Origin of the sequence: Paenibacillus sp. cl141a, assembly GCF_900109305.1 — a bacterium.
GTDB lineage: Bacteria > Bacillota > Bacilli > Paenibacillales > Paenibacillaceae > Paenibacillus_AQ > Paenibacillus_AQ lautus_A.
Window position 1 is genome coordinate 754,507 of sequence record NZ_FNZO01000001.1, and the last position, 17,396, is coordinate 771,902.

Below are 17,396 nucleotides of genomic sequence, written 5' to 3' on the forward strand. Positions count from 1 at the left end.
GGCGCTATTGCTTAGCTTCCGGTATGGTGATAGTGTGAAGCCATGAACCCTGTTGCATCTGCTTGTCAGTTTCATGGTCGTTAATGGAGGATAGGATGGACAAACATACAATTTATACCATTGCAGATCGGGTAGGCGTATCTCCTTCCACGGTGTCCAGAGCCTTGTCGGGGAGAGGTTACTGCAGTCCCAAGACGAAGAGCAAAATTCTGGCGGCTGCCCAAGAAATGAACTATGCACCCGATCATGCAGCGAAGATGCTGAAATTGAGGCAAACCAATAAAATCATTTTTGCCGTTCCGGATATATGCAACCCTTTCTATTTTGATATGATCAACGGCATCAATCAGGTGCTGGAGGAGCATGATTACCTGATGATTCTGTTCTACACCAAGCACAGGCTCCAGGAGGAGATGAAGGCGATTCAGACGCTTCGGGAAAACGTCGCCGACGGCATGATCATGGTGTCTTTCGATTTTGGAGAAGAAAATATCGGGGCTATCAATGCGCTGCAGGCTCCGGTCGTGCTGACGAATAAATACGTGTCGCCAGGTGGCAGCGACCGCTTCGATTACGTATATGTGGATACGTATGACGGAATCAAGCAAAGCACGGAGCATCTGATCAAGCAAGGTCTGCGCAGCATCGCCTATGTCGGCGGTAATCTCGGCGAGCAGACCGGCCATGAGCGGTTCTGCGGGTATCGGGATGCCATGCTGGAGGCAGGAATCCCCTTGGCTCCTCGTTTTATCGCCGAATCCGACTATACGGAAAGCGGCGGTTATGCGATGGCGAAAGCGTGGCTGCAAGGGCCCGACCACCCCGAGGGCATCGTTGCCGCGAACGACTTAATGGCGATCGGCGTCATGAAAGCTTGCGAAGAAGCCGGATTAAAAATTCCCCATGACGTTGCCGTTGTGGGCATGGATAATCTGGACATTGCCTCCCGCGTATATCCCAAGTTGACGTCCGTTGCTTTGCAGCAGGAGGAAATCGGCCGCAAAGCGGCCCAGATCCTGATGGATCGCATAATGGGAATTCCGAGGGAGGAGCGGGCCGTGAAATTGATGCCGCAGATGGTCGTGCGCGATTCCAGCGTAAAGCCATGAAGCGAGGATGGAGTATAATGGGATGTTTCCGAATGAACATGAACGTCATGATAAAGGCTTCATCATGAACTAGCACGCTTGCAGTTGAATATGGTGTTAAACCGTTCCTAGCAGGACAACTGCCAAGGGAACGGTTCTTTTTTTGCTGTAAGGAAATTATCTTTGGACATAAAAAGCTGCAAAAACCTAGTCGCCATCATATAATCAGGAGGAGGCAATTTCGTAATGAGCGAAGAATTCAATCAGGGGCGTGATCGCAATTTCTAAAAAAAGCAAAGTACTCTTTGGACTCGGTTTGGTTGTTTGTATGACGATTTTGTCGGTTTATATGCTAAGCAGCAACAAGATGAAGCTGTATGGTAACGACAAGGAATCCATCGTGAACGTCATCCATTCCATTGATGGATATGAAAATAAGGCAATCGACGTTCTGGATATTCACGATAACCATGATAGCCGAGTGGTTGCATTTACATCCGATCAAATTCCGGCTTACATTCAGTTCACACGAAATGCTAAAGGAAATTATGAATGGAATCATATAGAAGCAGATCGAGATGCTTTTGGTTTTTTCATGCTCAATTACCCTAAGGAAAAAACTCCACGGGTCATGATCGTAGCTAGTGCGGCGAGCCCGATCGCCAAAATGCAGGTCAAGGTCAATGGGGAACTGCTTGAACAAACATTCGCTCCCTATCGCTCGTATGTATCCTATATCGATTTACCGCCGTCTGATGAGCAATCGTATACATTCAGGGATTATAAGTTCTTTGATAAGGATGGCGTGCTCCTCGATAAATGACATGCTTGAACTATTGTGGTTATTCGTATATAGCATCTCAGCACAAACATCAATAAGTCCCCAACCTTCGCGCTTGCGTGATCGGGTTGGGGACTTTGTCGTGGATCGAGGATTTATAGGATCATAGCGGTACTGAGAAGAGGTGTTGTAGCAATAGGTGTAATTATTATTACTTTTGAAAGTAAATAATGATTGACTGTTAGAGTAATTTAAAATACTCTATAAAGTAACAAGGAGGTTCGCATTGAAAAAGTCCAATCGAGTCATGGTTGTTGTGAAGGGAGAGAAACGGATGTCAAAGATCCATAGTCTTCAACCGGATATTCACACGCTTCACGGATTTTTTAGCAAGGAGCTGGAACCGGCCCTCTATATTCAGTCCGGGGATACCGTAGTGTATCGAACCCTGGATGCGGGATGGGGACTTGCGAAGCGCTCTGCTCCGGGAGCGCCGAGAATGAAGTTTACGGAGCGTGTGCCGGAGCGGGTGGAGAAGCAGTTTGGGCATGCCTTATTGGGTCCCGTGCATATCCACGGGGCTAAACCGGGGCTTACCTTGGAGATTCAGATCAACGAAGTCGTTCCCGGGCCGTGGGGTTGGACCTCTGCCGGTGGGTTTCCAAGCTATTGGAACGAGAAGCTGGGCATGACCGATACCCAGGAAATGACATTGGACTTTGAATTGGATGCCCAAACAATGACTGGCAGGAGTCAGTTCGAAAATTTCAAGTATAGCGTCGGACTGAAGCCATTCATGGGGATTATGGGCATGCCGCCGGAGGAAGAAGGTCAGCATACGACTTTTGTGCCGCGTCCTTATGGAGGAAATCTCGATTGCAAAGAATTAACCGCCGGGAGCTCCTTGTATCTGCCGATTCCGGTAGATGGCGGACTGTTCTCAACAGGGGATGGACATGCGGCTCAAGGCGACGGCGAAGTTAGCGGTCCCGCTTTGGAATGTCCCATGGAGAAGGTGAGCCTAACCTTTCATGTCCGTGACGACATGCCCATTAAGATGCCCAGAGCAAAGACGAGTACCGGTTGGTTAACGATGGGATTCCATGAGGACCTGGACGAAGCGATGTGGATGGCCTTGAGCGGGATGCTGGATCTCATGACCGAGCTTTATTCCATTTCGAGAACGGAGGCGTACGCATATGCCACCTTGACGGTGGATCTGAGAGTAACCCAGATCGTGAATATCCTGAAGGGCGTGCATGCATTATTGCCTTTTGGCACGTTGAGGTGAAAGAATGCATCAAGTGTTGGCTTAGCGACTGAAAAGGATATCCCGATGATTAAACTTCATAATTAAATGTCGATTTTATAGGAGGGCTCATGCATGCAGTTATACGAAACGATGGTCAATAACCATGGGGTACATATTCACGTGACGGAGGTACATCGAGAACTTAGGAATGGACAAAGCACACTGGTTATCATCCCGGGCCTTTCCGAGTCGGCCGAGGATTATATCGACATTATGGAAAAAATGGTAACGCTGTCGCCCAGGCATATCGTTGTCATTACGCTCCGAGGCCGTGGCCAAAGTGATGCTCCTGATTCGGGATACACGCTCGAGGATCATATCAGCGATCTGGATGCGGCCATTCGCCATCTTGAACTGAAACAGTTCGTACTCATGGGGTACTCGCGAGGGGTAGCCTATCAATTAGGTTATGCCATTCGGAACCCGAAACGCATTGAAGGTTTGATCATCGGAGACTATCCGGCGATACATACCCAGCTGCCAGCGGGATGGGTGGATTTCTTTGCAACGCTTCCGCCTTGGAGAGGGAAGAAGCTATTTGACCGGATGAAACCATCGGCCCTGCATGCCCTGCAGAAGGATTCCGCGAAGGTAGAATTTTGGAGCGACCTGTCCCGATTCACATGCCCTGTTCTCATTATACGTGGCGTAAAACCGCATCCCGGGTTATCATTAGAAGCAGTGGAACAATATAAGCTATCGCTGCCTCAGGCACGAATCGTGGAATTCGAGCAGCATGATCATAATATTTTCGAACCGGATGCGGACGAGTTTGTTCGCACCGCAGACTCTTTTCTGAGAGAGATGGAGAAGAAATCAATAAACTATCACAAAAAGGGTGTACGGACTTGGACAATCTGAAGCTGAATGTATCACTTTTACGACAAAGGGTTCCGAACCTCACCAGCGCAGCCAAATCCGTCGGATTGCGGCCCGCCACGGTTTCCAATCTATGTACGGGAAAAATACCCGTAGGCCGGGCGGAAGTTCGCACCATAGCCGCGCTGGCAGCCTTGGCGAAATGCAGCCTTGACGAACTGATCCTGCGCGGGGAAAGCGTGGAGATGATCGAAACGGGCATTAAGCCTCTTGATCTATTCGCTCCTCTGGCAAGAGGCGGTACCGTCGGGCTGGTAGCTCGTCCCGGTATGGGGCAGCTGGTGCTGCTCGGGGAGTTGTTTCATCACTTCAAGCAGGAAGGGTATATGACGATTCTGCTGAAGCCGGAAGGGAACTATCCGGAGCTGCAGGATATGCTGAATGACGTAGAGCGGGTCGCTTCTTCAATAGAAGAAATCTATTCTATCGTTGCACATGCGAATACCGATAAAGAAATTGTGTTTGCCGCGGACCGGGAGCATGTCTTAACCGGTAAAATCTATGATCTTCAGGAACGTTTTCAACAGGAAGGCATCCAGCAAATCACGACTTTTCTTGTGGACCTTAAAGGTGCGGTTGTTGATGAAGACATGCCTTACGGACCGCTGGAGACGCTGTGGTATTTCGATGCCGATCTGGCGGCAAGACATCTGTTTCCTGCCGTGAACCCGTTATATTCCACCTCTTCCGTATTAGAAGGCGTTCATCTGGATCAGGCTCACTTAGCGGTCCAACAGCGCGCCCAGAAGCTGCTCCGCCGCTATCGGGAGCTGCGTTCGCTGGTTCAAGTACGAGGATTGGAGGCCATTCCGTCATCCGAAATGGAGGTTTATGAGCGGGGAGAACGGCTCGAAGCTTATCTAACGCAGCCTTTTTACGTTGCCGAAGCTTATACCGGACTGCCAGGCGAACGGGTCCACTTGCAAGAGGCGCTGCATGACGTGCAAGCCATATTGAACGGCAGCATGGATCATCGAACGGTGGAGAGTTTATCCTGGATCGGGACAATAAAATAAGAAGTTAGTTGACCAAAGCTGAATTCCCTAAGTTTGTTCATCGGGAATATCGGCTTTTTTACATGATTTTGCATAATATAATCCGTACGTCCCATAGCTGATACACAAAGGTCAGTATATAATATGTGCTAGTTTGTACCGTACAAACGGCAAGAAGTTGTATGTAACAACTGAAACTCTGCTGATTCCGTACGGACACGACACTATACATAAGGGAGAAATGGACATGAAAAGAAAAGGTTGGCTTATCGCATTTGCAGCGGCATTATTGTTAACGCTTATCGTAGTACCGGTTCAGCAGTCTTTTAGCGCAGAGGGCAATCCGACGGCAACGGCCATTACGCAGAGCGCCCTGAACGATCAGTTCCATTTGGATCACGTCGTGAAGATTTACGTGCCTTCCACCGTGAAGGGGGATATTCCCATCACGGATGCGGCTCATCAGAAGTTTGTCGATCAAGCGTTGACGAAGCTGTCCGGCTGGTTTGGCGGGGCAACGGCAATACCGGGCGAAGGGGCTTGGGTGGATAACAACAAAACCTTGATCAAGGAAAAAGTAACCATCGTGTATGCTTTTGCCGAGAAACTCGACAAGGATTCGCTCAATCAAGTGGTGGACTATGCGAAGAAGCTCAAGGATGATCTTTCGCAATCTGCCATTTCGCTTGAGGTTGACGGTAAACTGTATTTCATTGAATAGCGGTCTCCAATCCATGAAGTGATCATAGGGGAGGTCTCCCAGCTGTCTGGTATATGGCAGAAGAGGGAGACGTCCTCTTTATTTTGTGTGGACTTGTTAGTAGAGAAACCTCCACAGATAAAAAGTGGCGTAGGATTCCCAGTTCGCCCATCCTGCGGACAGCTCCAGAATCTCCTTCTTCGTCGGCTTCGCCTCTAGTCCCAGCAGATGTTTGATGGCATTATGCAGTCCCACATCATCGATGGGAAAAGCCGCTGACATTCGCAAACAGCGCATCAGCACATAATGGGCCGTCCACGGTCCGATGCCACGGATGCCGACCAGTTGTTTCTCCGCTTTCTTTAAGCTGCCAGCTTCCAGCAGCAGTTCTTTCGTTAATTTTCCATCCGTCATAAGCCCAGCTACTCCGAGGAGATACTCGCATTTTTTCACGGTCATCCGAAGTCCACTTAGGTCTTCAACACGCAGCGGCGCGATGTCCTCAGGCCTTGGAAACATCCAGTAAACCTCGCCTTCACACTCGATGCGTCTGCCGAAGGCCTCGACGAATCGCCTTTTTAGCGTATACGCGTAAGCCAGGTTAATCTGCTGTCCCAGAATGCCCCAGCATAAAGCCTCGAACAGATCCGGAATGCCCATGTTGCGAAGCCCGTAGAAGGACCGGACGGCTTGACTGAGCAGAGGATCGGTCTCGGCCATCGAATAGAACGGCACAAGATCGGTGTTTAGATCGAACCAGTCCCGGACATAAATGGCTACCTCCGCCCGCTTGCTTGGTTCGGTCGGTGTGGTATTCCCCAGAAATCGAACCAGGATCGCTTGCTCTTGATTCCCGGCGCTGACTTCGATTACGGCGGTGTCATCTTCAAGCGGGATAGCCCGGTAGATGCTGTCGTTCCGAATCGTAAAGAGACATTCATTCGGCGATCTTTGCAAATAATTGAGGTTCTCCTGAAAGCTGAATTCCTTCGGCACGAATAGCTTTAGCGTATGGATATGATCCTCCCAGCTGTCCATGGGAAGCCGTTGTGGTTGGTCCATGGTATACGGCTTGTCGCCGCGATTGTGGTCGGGTTTATGCATGATCATCGTTTCCTTTCGTTCCTGATCTACTCTATACTAGTTGTACCATAAACGCGGACCTCATAATTTTGTTATCTTGCTCTTATATTCCAAAAAGCGTACAACCGGATCTTCCTGTGGTTATAATGTTAGCGGAGGTGAGGAAACGTGGCAAACCGGATACAACCGACCGAAGCCCAGTGGAAAGCCATTATCGACAATGACAAGGACAGTGACGGCAAGTTTTTCTACGCGGTGCAGACGACGAAAATCTTCTGCAGGCCATCCTGCAAATCCAGGCCCCCGAAATTTGAAAATGTGCGCGTGTTTCAATCGGCGGATGAAGCGAGGGTTGAGCGCTTCCGGCCATGCAAAAGGTGCAAGCCGACCGGCGAGCGCCTGCCGGACCACGAATGGATCGAACTCGTTGCCGAGTATATCGATGCGCATTATACGGATCATTTGACGCTGGATGTCTTGGCGGATGTAAGCCACGGCAGTCCGTACCATCTGCACCGGATTTTTAAGCGGGTCAAAGGGCAGACTCCGATGGAATACATTCAGGATTACCGGATCGGCAAGGCCAAAGAGCTTCTTGCGAATACCAGCCTGGCTATTTCGGATGTCGGCCATCAAGTGGGCCTAGAGAACACGGCCTATTTTATCACGCTGTTTAAGAAGAAGACGGGAAGGACCCCCCTGAGCTATCGAGGGCAATATCTGAACAATACGAGTGCGGAGGTGCATAATCATGAAATCTAATCATTCGATCATAAGCTGGACACGATTGCGTCATGATGACTGGAACATATATATCGCGGCCACGCCGCAAGGTTTATGCTACATCGGATCACCGGATAAACCGTTCAAAGAGCTGGAGGAATGGGTGAACGCGAAATTTCCTGGCTGTGAACTATTCCAGAATGATGCGGGCATGCAGCCATATGCCGCCGAGCTGGCGGACTATTTTCAGGGGAAACGGGAGCGGTTTGAGTTCGCAATGGATTACAAGGGTACCGATTTCCAGATGGCGGTATGGAATGCACTGTGCCAGATCCCGTATGGGCAAACCTTCACGTATTCGGACATTGCGCATCAGATCGGCAAGCCGGCGGCTGTGCGTGCTGTTGGTGCGGCTATCGGGGCGAACCCGCTGCTTATCACCGTGCCTTGTCATCGGGTAATCGGCAAAAGCGGCGCATTGACGGGATATCGCGGGGGACTTGAAATGAAGACAAGATTGCTGCAATTGGAGCGAATGAACGTCTCCGTGAGGGAGACGAAGGAGTATGCCTAATCCTTTGCTGCAGCGCATAAAGAATCTGGATTGGCCTGCCGTACAGGCAGCTTTGGATGAACAGGGATATGCGGTCATTCCCAAGCTGCTCTTGCCCGAGGAATGCGCAGAGATCATAGGCACGTATACGGAAGAGCAGCGTTTTCGCAGCACGATCCAAATGGCCAGGCACCGGTTCGGACTAGGGGAGTACAAATATTATCAGGCGCCGCTTCCCGAAACGCTGCAGCAGCTTCGGGAAGGCTTGTATCCTGAACTTGCGCTGACGGCGAACCGCTGGTTGAACCAGCTAGGGCATGAAGAGAAGTATCCGGCAAGTCTGGATGAGTTTCTGGGGATGTGTCATGCCCAAGGTCAGGAGCGGTCAACGCCGCTGATTTTAAAATATGAAGAAGGCGGATATAATTGCCTGCATCAGGATTTGTACGGTGATGAGTTCTTTCCGTTCCAAGCGGTCTTTGTGCTGAATGAGAAGGAAGTCGATTACACGGGCGGGGAGTTTCTGCTGGTGGAGCAGCGGCCGCGGGCACAGAGCCGGGGACATGCGATCGCCTTGGATCAGGGAGCGGGACTGATCTTTCCGACCAACCATCGTCCGGTGCAGGGAACAAGGGGATATTACCGGACTACGCTCCGGCATGGCGTCAGCACGGTCACGTCGGGGACAAGATACAGCCTGGGGATTATTTTTCATGACGCGAAGTAAAGGAGCTGGATGCGCATTCACTCATTCGTTATGAAAGGAGGGACGTAGTATAATAGAAGAAAGTATAGGAATGAGGTGTCCAGGTGAAACATGAAGTGCTTTATAAAACGCCGAAGACCCTGCTCAATAAAGGAACCGGCTTCCTGAATGGATACAGCCATACCTTGAATCCGTATACAGGATGTACCTTCGCTTGCTCCTACTGCTACGTCCGGCAAATGCCGGTTTCAATATTCCGAAATCAGGAATGGGGGAGTTGGGTTGACGTTAAGCTCGAATCTGCTGCCATTCTGCGTAAAGAACTGAAGCGTGCCAAGTCCAAGGGGCCCGTCACGATCTTCATGTCATCCAGTACCGATCCCTATCAGCCGATTGAAGCCAAGGAAGAAGTGACCCGTGCCTTGTTGGAGGCTATGGTTAGCGAGCCGCCGGATTTCCTGCTGGTGCAGACGCGCAGTCCGTTGGTCCGACGGGATATCGATTTGCTGCAGCAGTTAGGAGCATGCGTGCGGGTAAGCATGACGGTCGAGACCGATCGAGAGGATATTCGCAAGCATTTTACACCTCACGCTCCGCCGATCCAAGCCAGATTAAAAACCCTTGAGCTGCTGAGAGACGCAGGAATACCAACGCAAGCAGCGATTGCTCCCGTCCTTCCAAGCACGGAGGCATTTCCTGAGATCCTCAGACCGCTCGTCAATCGCGTGTGCATCGACGATTATTTCATGGGGGACGGCAGCGGAGGCAAACGTACGAAACGGCTGCCCGTTCAGGCGTTGTACGAGAAGCTTGGTCTGGAAGATTGGTATGATCCCGCCGCATATCAGGCGGTCTACGATCGATTCAGCAGGGCGTTTCCGGAAGAGCAGCTATTTGTCAGTCAGAAGGGTTTTGAACCTTAAAGCTATAGATAGCTAGTCTAGCAGATGAGCGCTGAGATGTTGGATGTTAAATGAAAGAGTTTGAAGGCGAGAACCGGGAGGTAGCTTCCGGTCTTTTTATCATGCCCAGCAGTAGATGATTATGGTATGATAGGCGAAAATAACCAGTCAAACGTAGAGGAGCGAATGAACAATGAAGTTGGATTTAACGGATCGAATTGCGTTAGTCACCGGTGCTGCAGGCCAATTGGGCCGTGTTATGGTCCGAACTTTGGCGGAATGCGGCGCAGATGTGGTGATCCATTATCGGGGAAGCTTAGCCAAGGCGGAAGAGCTTCAGCGCGAGGTGGAGTCGATGGGCAGACGGGCGTTCACGGTGCAAGCCGACGTGACGGATCAAGCATCCGTGAATGCCATGCGGGATGCAGTGCTTGAACACTTTGGCATGCTGCCTCATATCATCGTTGCGAATGCCGTGGAATCCTATCAATGGACATCTGTTTTGGAGCAAGCGCCGGAAGATTACGAGAGCCAGTTCCAATCCTGCGTCATGCAAAGCGTCTACCTGGCAAAAGCCTTCGTGCCAGCCATGATTGAGCGCAAGAGCGGCCGCTTCATCGGCATCAACACCGAATGTTCGATCCAGAACTTCCCGAGTCAATCCGCCTACGTTGCAGGCAAGCGGGGCATGGACGGCGTCTATCGCGTACTCGCGAAAGAAATCGGCGAGCATGGGATCACCGTCAATCAAGTCGCGCCCGGCTGGACGATCAGCGACCGCGATCGGGAGAACGGTACCGAGCATAGCGCCTCCTACGAAGCCTCCGTGCCGCTGAAACGCCGCGGAACGGACCAGGAGATTGCCAATGCCGTGGCATTCCTGGCTTCGGATTTGTCGTCATTTATCACAGGGGCTTATATTCCGGTATGTGGCGGCAATGTGATGGTGGGGATTTAGCGGTTCGACCCATGGTTGTAAGTGGGAAACGTCCACGAACTTCGGAATCGCATTGTGATTAAGGGAAGGCGAAGTTCGTGAACATGTTAAGCGGACGGTTCCTCGTAAACACGTATACATACATTTCATGAATTCAGTAAGATATAAGGAGACGGGACGATGACGGGAAAACCACAATTGGTATTGGATTTAGCTGGCGTATTGGTGAGTAATTTTTCATCTGCTTTTTGGCTTACATTAGCGGAGGGCTCCGAAATCTCGTTTCAAGATATCAGGGTACAATTTGATGAGGTTCGAAAAGACTTATGGACAGGAAAGATGAAGGAAGATGAGTTTTGGGGATGGATGAGCCTGCGAATGAAGCAGATCAACAAAGAGGAGGCCAGGGAGTTAATAACTCAATCGTTGCAACCGCTTCCTGGATTAAATCACTTGGCGCAATGGAGCGAAATTGCGGATATCCATGTATTAAGCAATCATTGCAAGGAATGGCTGGAGCCGATATTAGAAAAAGTAGAACCTTATGCTAGGAGCATTACCATTTCGAATCAAGTCGGTTTGAGGAAACCCGATCTGCAAATTTATAAACATGTTGTGAAACAATTCGAACGTTCCGAACTGACGGTTGTTTATGTTGATGATCAGGAAAAGAACCTGAAACCGGCTATCGACCTTGGATGGAGAACCTTGCTGGCCGATCAAGAGCATAAATGGATAGAACAAGTGGGACCTATGTTGGTGACAAACGTCTTGTAAGACAGGCGAGAACCACTGGGAAAAATGATATTGGAAATGTAGTCAATGAAAAGTGAGGAATTCTCATTGTTTGGACTGGGCTGCATTTATGAGTCGAGAATGCTTGAATTAACAACAACGTCTTACGATTTTTCGATGAGCAGCACACTTCATGAAATCATTCCAGAGATTTGAACGAAGCATCAAGCATGCAGGGAGGACGCCATGTAAATGATCATATTAATCAGCGGAAACAGCTGTACGGGAAAGACATATATGGCTCAACGATTACTTGAAAAGTATCACATGCCTTATCTGTCCATCGATCATTTGAAAATGGGATTGTACAGAGCCGACATGAACTGCGGTTTCACGCCGATGGATTCAACCGAGCATATCGGTGAACGATTATGGCCGATCATCAAAGGGATCATCATGACAAACATCGAAAACAAGCAAAATCTAATCATCGAAGGCTGTTACATACTGCCTCATCATCTGCAAGATTTTGAGCCGCCCTATTCGCAATACATCATTTCCGTGTTCTTAGGATTCTCGACCACGTACATCCGGCAGAATTTCCAATCCAACATCGTTCAACACCGCAATGCTATCGAAGCGCGAATGTATCCTGAAGAGAGAACTGTTGCCGAGTATATTCACGAGCATGATGTATTCCGTGAAACGTGTGCGGCATCGAATGTCCCCTATTTTGAAATTCAATAGAACTATGAAGAAGAAATCGCAAATATATATGCTTACATAGATCGTGAGAAGAAGAAACTCGAACATGAACAGCGGTAATTAAGGAACAAACCTTAACATAGGTTGACGAAGAAAGGACAGTCGCCATGGATTTATATCTATATCATTATTATGATGCGGCAACAGGGCCCTTTCAAAATCTATCCGCGTTATCCATCGAAGAAGCGCTGCAGGTACAGAGGAGACTCAAACAAAATAAAAATTGGTTTGCGAGTCAACGTACAGATGATTATATGAACATCCGTCGCGATCTGGAAGCACGGGCGAGAGCTCTATTCACGGCCAAAGGCGGCAAACCAACAAAAGAATATCCACATTACATGACGCTTGGACCTTGCGAATGGATTAAGAAATGGTATCCGAATGGAAAAGAAATCAGGATTCTGCTGGATGATATGCAACCCGAAATGATGAGTTTCACTTATGGGGACTTATTTCCTACTATGCGGTATCTAGACGACAAGCCTTATAGAGGAAAGGTATATGTTAAAAACGAAATCCTTCAACTTGTAGACGAGTTTGGCTGGCCTCAAGATTGGAATAAAGACGGACATCATGGACCCGAGCGGTATATTGAAGTGCAGGTATGGGACGATCGGGCACTCGGTCCTTATATGAAATCCTAGATTGGATGAAATTGATAAAATGAAATGTTCTGACCACAATTCGATTAAAACTCGACTTGTGGTTTTTCTTTTCACTAAATTGATCCTTTTGAGCTATTGATAATGATTAACATATAAAGTAAATTTTTTACATATTCATCAACTTACGACATACGTAAAAGCATCAAAATTGAGTATGAACAATGCATCGACATGGTTTTAAGAATTAACAAGTTAATTTTCATAAAGGAGGTGATGCGAGCTTACATCAAGATGGGCTAACGTTTAATTATCAATGATTGAGGAGGGATTAATGGATGAAAAGGGATATCTCCAGCGTGCTGGACAAATCGAGAGTGATGTTATTGCCTTTCATGGTCGTCATGTCTATGATTATGAACTTCTTTCCCCTTGAAGTTTCTGCAGCAGATCGGGGCGCTTGGGCACCTCATGTATCTTATGTCGTTAACGACAACGTGACGTACGACGGGAAAGCGTATAAAGCGATTCAATCTCATACCTCATTACCCGGGTGGGAACCCCCCAATGTTCCTGCATTGTGGCAGTTTGTTCAAGGTAGTGGAGGTAATGATACAGTAGCCCCGACAACTCCTACGAATGTAATTGTAAGCGCAATCACTTCTTCAACCGTTACTTTATCCTGGCAAGCCTCTACGGACAATGTAGGTGTGGCAGGATATGATGTATACCGAGGAACATCCCTTGCCATCTCTGTTACAGGAACGACAGCGACAATAACGGGTCTCTCACCGAACACGACATATTCTTTCAAGATCATTGCAAAGGATGCTGCCGGAAACCTTTCTCCTGCCAGTGCGATCGTCAATGCAACTACTTCAGAAGGAACGGGTGGAGGTCCCCAGCCGACGAAGCATATATTGACAGGCTACTGGCAGAACTTTGTCAATGGTGCCAGCAAATTGAAAGTGAGAGATATACCGGATCAGTACGACATCATTGTTTTAGCGTTTGCCGAGATGGATCCTGCTAACCCTGGTGGTGTCACTTTCAACGTTGATTCCGCACTATCCGCGGCTCTTGGCGGGTACACCAATGCCGAACTAATCGCGGATATTCAGGCTAAACGCGCTCAAGGCAAGAAGGTCATCATATCCATCGGAGGGGAATTAGGGAACATTAATTTGAATAATCCTTCCCCGAATGTAGCGAACTTTGTGAACAGCATGTACGGAATCATCACTCAATATGGGCTTGATGGGATAGACATTGATCTGGAGCATGGCATGAATGTACCTAATTTAACCAATGCGATCCGCCAACTGAAACAAAAAGCAGGAAATGATTTTGTTCTGACGATGGCTCCCCAAACGATAGACATGCAGAATCCAAACACTTCTTACATGCAGCTATATAACAATCTGAAGGATATGACAACCGTAATTAACGTCCAGTATTATAATTCTGGATGCATGTTAGGACGTGACGGGAAATGCTATTCCCAAGGGACGGTTGATTTCCTGACGGCTCTTTCGGACTTAACGCTGCAGTGGGTATCACCTTCCCAATTGGGAATAGGAGTACCTGCTACCTCTTCAGCTGCCGGAGGAGGATATGTTTCTCCAACGGTCGTAAATAATGCCCTCAATTGTCTAGCAACCGGAAACAGCTGTGGAAGTTATAAGCCCGTTGCTAAATATCCCGATATACGAGGAGCGATGACTTGGTCCATTAACTGGGACGCGACCACGAATTACACGCTTGCCAAAACGGTGAGACCATTCCTAAACACCCTTCCGTAACACGCAGGATATTTGTACAACTTAAGTAGATTTTATATAAAATAAGGAAACCTCTCCTAGATGAGTGGTGGTCTCAAACCATCATGATCACAGAGAGGTTTCTGTATGGATATCTAACTTCAACGGAGCAGGCGGAATCTTATAGCTTTGAAATTCAAACTGCGTTTCACGGCTCCCATATCACCGTTGGATACGGGAGTTGGTCATAAGCACTTGCCCAGTAGTAGGAGTCCGCCATGATTCGCCTCGGCAGGAAGCCGATCTCGCCGCGGGATGCGGAGACGGGCTCGGACTGTGATTGGAATATGCCTTCCGCACTTGTTGCGGCCGCAACGTATCTGCCTGCCATATGGGTGAATCGTCCGCTGATTTTGGCCGCAACAGGCATTCTTGTCTCCATATCGACCATCTTAAAAGTGACTTTGGCGTTGCCGGCGGTGTAAGTGATGTTCATCTGGTCGATCACCATCGGTTTCATCGCAGACGGCATCGTCGTTGCGGATGCAGCCAAACTGGGAGCTCCTTCATTGCCGCTGATATCGACTGCAGTGATTTTGTAATAATAGGTGGTGTCCGGCAGCAGCCCTGTATCTTTATAAGAAAGTCCTTTCGAGGTACCGACGTAAGTAGTGGGTCCAATCTCAAAGCCGGCTTCGGTCCCACGATAGATCCGGTATGCATTTACGGCACTGTTATCCATAGCCATATCGTAGGTTACATTGATCCGTTGATAATCAAATGCGATAGCTGCCGTTCCGCTGACCGCGCTTGGCGGTTCATGGTCGGCAGGAGGCTGCCAGGTATAGCCGCCGGGTCCCCATTCGCTTGGAAAATCCAAGATTGAGGAGTAATGGTGGAGGGCAATGCCTCCAAACGCTGGATCATTCTGAACAGAGTCGTACACCTCGTTTAACTCCGACTCCATATAAATTCGTCCTTCTTCATGGAAGCTGATGGTTTCGGGATCCCCGCCGTCCGCGATGTCTTTGGTCTCGACACCGATCACAACCGACTTCGGCTTGCCGATCAGATTGGCGTAGGCCAGCTCGTTCAGCGCTTGCGCGATAATGCCTGCACTGCCATCCGCCTGATCGCGGTAATTCATGATCGAGATGTAATCGGCGGTATCCTGAATGTGTTCAGACAGCCATTTTGTTTGCCCGTTCCACGGGATATTGCTCGCATCGGCGGAAGTGTCATACCATCTCGGGATCGCTGCGCCAACCGACAAGGTGAGTCCCGATGCTTGTTTGCGTTCCATGAGCAGCTGCAGCATATCCAGATACTGAATCTGGACGGAGGGCTTTGCGGTTTTGAAGTCCGGCAGGATATACGGCTCCGTATCCACGTTCACGCCGTCGAAGCGAGCGGATTCGCCGGAAGCCAGGTTGTAATTCAGAATCTGCTCAAACTCCCGCACGGCGTGAGTATGATATCGGCTGTAGGCTCCGAAGTAAGGCGGGACGGTGCCCCCGGCGATTAAGGCCTGAACATAAAAGCCCTCGGCGTGAGCCCACTCAACGAACTGTTGAACTTCGCTCCGGTAATCCTCCAGCATTTTTGCTCCGTTATATTGCCCCACAGCCAAATAGAGCGTCGTGATGGGACGTTGATGAAACGTCGTAACATCCTTTGCCATGGAAGAGAGAACGGCTCGGGAATTCGGATTCAGGACCAGGGGATAGGAGGCATTTTCCCAGATCCAGATCGCACGATCCTGATCCGGCAGCGGTTCCGGGTCATACGTGCTGCTGGTCACCGTCTCAGGATTCGTCGCCGAGGGATTGTAAACATCGCCCATTACATTAGCGAGATGTGGGTCGATATGATCATCCGCCATATAAACGGTATTCGTAACCGCTGCGAAATCCTGATCTTGCTGAGCCGACGTCTGTCCCCCGGTTCTTGCATAGACCGACAGACTATAACCTGTATTGCCGCGTGTATCGGTTGCCCTTGCCTCCAGACTGTGTACCTGGCGAGGGTATTGTCGTAAATCCAATGTATATTGATATCCGTTCTTGGCAGGGGGAACCTGCAGCCAGTCGCCGCCGTCGATGCGGAGCTCAACCAGCGCTATCGGATTTTTACCTTCTGCGGATACGTTGATTTTCATTTTGTTGCGCTGCAGCGTAGACTCGGTTGGGCTGGTAATCTCCACTTCCGGTGTATCAGCTGCAGGATTATCGATGTTCAAGTGAATCCAAGGAGACCAGATGCCATAACGCGTATTCGCGTCATTGCCTTTCAGGACCATTTCGACGGGGCCGTCAAGTCGGCTTGTGTCGAGTTTATAGGACCAGTTCCCGCTGTCATCGCCGTTTGGATCCTCCATCTGAACATCCGCCATGAACTCACCGTTCACGATGAGTTGAAGCTCATACACCCCGGAATAGGTTCCGAATAACTCCGTTACGCCCGGCTGCAGTGCTTGCCCGTCCTGATGGGAGTCAATCGTAATGAACGCTGCCGCTTTAGCCTGCGGTAATGGAACGCAGAGTGTAGTAAACAGAATGGCCGCCAGAAACAAAAGCCCGCACCTTCGTAAATGTGAAAGCATCATCTTAGTCACATCCTTGTCAGTTTTGATGTAAACCCAATGGACTCAACGGCAGCCATCATGGTCTAAAGAGCCTAAAACTACGATATTGCGCATAATTAAAGCGCTTGCTTTTTTAATATTACGAAAAAAATCGATTAGAACCGATGCCTGGCATGTGTCAGGTTATTTTTGTTGTGCTCGAATGAGTGTTCATTCAATCGACACGAGCAGTTTGAAACGGGCCTCCGCCCTGAGACCGAGTAAAACTCTATACCTGAGGCGGTGTGA

17 protein-coding genes are annotated in these 17,396 nt (G+C 49.2%); 15 read left to right on the forward strand and 2 right to left on the reverse strand.

Features of this window, described 5'->3' with window-relative positions:
- The first annotated feature begins 95 nt into the window (after positions 1-95).
- The 6 genes from BMX45_RS03555 to BMX45_RS03580 all read left to right on the forward strand — a co-directional run bounded on the left by BMX45_RS03555 (position 96) and on the right by BMX45_RS03580 (position 5,776).
- Positions 96-1,109: a LacI family DNA-binding transcriptional regulator gene (locus BMX45_RS03555; protein ID WP_090908521.1), complete on the forward strand. Its 1,014-nt coding sequence runs from the start codon at positions 96-98 to the stop codon at positions 1,107-1,109.
- 307 nt (positions 1,110-1,416) lie between these two features.
- On the forward strand, positions 1,417-1,911 hold the full coding sequence (locus tag BMX45_RS03560) for a hypothetical protein (RefSeq protein ID WP_090908522.1): 495 nt from the start codon (positions 1,417-1,419) through the stop codon (positions 1,909-1,911).
- Between the two features lie 292 nt (positions 1,912-2,203).
- The gene (locus tag BMX45_RS03565) at positions 2,204-3,160 is read left to right on the forward strand and encodes an acetamidase/formamidase family protein (RefSeq protein ID WP_090908784.1); all 957 of its coding nucleotides are present in this window, start codon (positions 2,204-2,206) and stop codon (positions 3,158-3,160) included.
- Positions 3,161-3,253: 93 nt separating this feature from the next.
- The gene (locus BMX45_RS03570; RefSeq protein WP_090908523.1) at positions 3,254-4,042 is read left to right on the forward strand and encodes an alpha/beta fold hydrolase; all 789 of its coding nucleotides are present in this window, start codon (positions 3,254-3,256) and stop codon (positions 4,040-4,042) included.
- Positions 4,030-5,076 (forward strand): ATP synthase beta subunit C-terminal domain-containing protein, encoded by a 1,047-nt coding sequence (locus BMX45_RS03575; protein WP_090908524.1) that lies wholly within the window; start codon positions 4,030-4,032, stop codon positions 5,074-5,076. The genes BMX45_RS03570 and BMX45_RS03575 overlap by 13 nt, the downstream gene beginning before the upstream one ends.
- 226 nt (positions 5,077-5,302) lie before the next feature.
- Complete coding sequence (locus BMX45_RS03580; protein WP_090908525.1) at positions 5,303-5,776, forward strand: DUF3574 domain-containing protein; 474 nt, start codon at positions 5,303-5,305, stop codon at positions 5,774-5,776.
- Between the two features lie 96 nt (positions 5,777-5,872).
- Here BMX45_RS03580 and BMX45_RS03585 read toward each other — a convergent pair whose 3' ends face one another.
- Positions 5,873-6,859 carry a DNA-3-methyladenine glycosylase family protein gene (locus BMX45_RS03585; RefSeq protein ID WP_302847860.1) on the reverse strand — a complete coding sequence of 329 codons (987 nt, stop codon included), beginning with the start codon at positions 6,857-6,859 and terminating at the stop codon, positions 5,873-5,875.
- A 147-nt stretch (positions 6,860-7,006) separates the two neighbouring features.
- Here BMX45_RS03585 and BMX45_RS03590 point away from each other — a divergent pair, with 147 nt between their 5' ends.
- The 9 genes from BMX45_RS03590 (at position 7,007) to BMX45_RS03630 (ending at position 14,566) form a co-directional block, all read left to right on the forward strand.
- Positions 7,007-7,600, forward strand: a complete 594-nt coding sequence (locus BMX45_RS03590) for a bifunctional transcriptional activator/DNA repair enzyme AdaA (protein WP_090908526.1) — start codon at positions 7,007-7,009, stop codon at positions 7,598-7,600.
- Positions 7,590-8,135: a methylated-DNA--[protein]-cysteine S-methyltransferase gene (locus BMX45_RS03595; protein WP_090908527.1), complete on the forward strand. Its 546-nt coding sequence runs from the start codon at positions 7,590-7,592 to the stop codon at positions 8,133-8,135. Before BMX45_RS03590 ends, BMX45_RS03595 begins: the two co-directional genes overlap by 11 nt.
- Positions 8,128-8,841 (forward strand): 2OG-Fe(II) oxygenase, encoded by a 714-nt coding sequence (locus BMX45_RS03600; protein WP_090908528.1) that lies wholly within the window; start codon positions 8,128-8,130, stop codon positions 8,839-8,841. Before BMX45_RS03595 ends, BMX45_RS03600 begins: the two co-directional genes overlap by 8 nt.
- Positions 8,842-8,924: 83 nt before the next feature.
- Positions 8,925-9,743 carry an SPL family radical SAM protein gene (locus BMX45_RS03605; RefSeq protein ID WP_090908529.1) on the forward strand — a complete coding sequence of 273 codons (819 nt, stop codon included), beginning with the start codon at positions 8,925-8,927 and terminating at the stop codon, positions 9,741-9,743.
- Positions 9,744-9,915: 172 nt separating this feature from the next.
- Positions 9,916-10,680, forward strand: a complete 765-nt coding sequence (locus BMX45_RS03610) for an SDR family NAD(P)-dependent oxidoreductase (protein WP_090908530.1) — start codon at positions 9,916-9,918, stop codon at positions 10,678-10,680.
- Positions 10,681-10,839: 159 nt separating this feature from the next.
- On the forward strand, positions 10,840-11,436 hold the full coding sequence (locus tag BMX45_RS03615; protein ID WP_090908531.1) for an HAD-IA family hydrolase: 597 nt from the start codon (positions 10,840-10,842) through the stop codon (positions 11,434-11,436).
- A gap of 255 nt (positions 11,437-11,691) precedes the next feature.
- A complete protein-coding gene (locus BMX45_RS03620) occupies positions 11,692-12,141 on the forward strand; it encodes a 2-phosphoglycerate kinase (protein WP_254777936.1) in 450 nt (149 codons plus the stop codon).
- A gap of 125 nt (positions 12,142-12,266) precedes the next feature.
- Positions 12,267-12,806, forward strand: a complete 540-nt coding sequence (locus BMX45_RS03625) for a hypothetical protein (protein ID WP_090908532.1) — start codon at positions 12,267-12,269, stop codon at positions 12,804-12,806.
- A gap of 296 nt (positions 12,807-13,102) precedes the next feature.
- A complete protein-coding gene (locus BMX45_RS03630; protein ID WP_090908533.1) occupies positions 13,103-14,566 on the forward strand; it encodes a chitinase in 1,464 nt (487 codons plus the stop codon).
- A 166-nt stretch (positions 14,567-14,732) separates the two neighbouring features.
- On the opposite strand, the gene BMX45_RS03635 is transcribed toward BMX45_RS03630, so the two are convergent.
- Positions 14,733-17,129: an Ig-like domain-containing protein gene (locus BMX45_RS03635; RefSeq protein ID WP_090908534.1), complete on the reverse strand. Its 2,397-nt coding sequence runs from the start codon at positions 17,127-17,129 to the stop codon at positions 14,733-14,735.
- Positions 17,130-17,396: the final 267 nt, after the last annotated feature.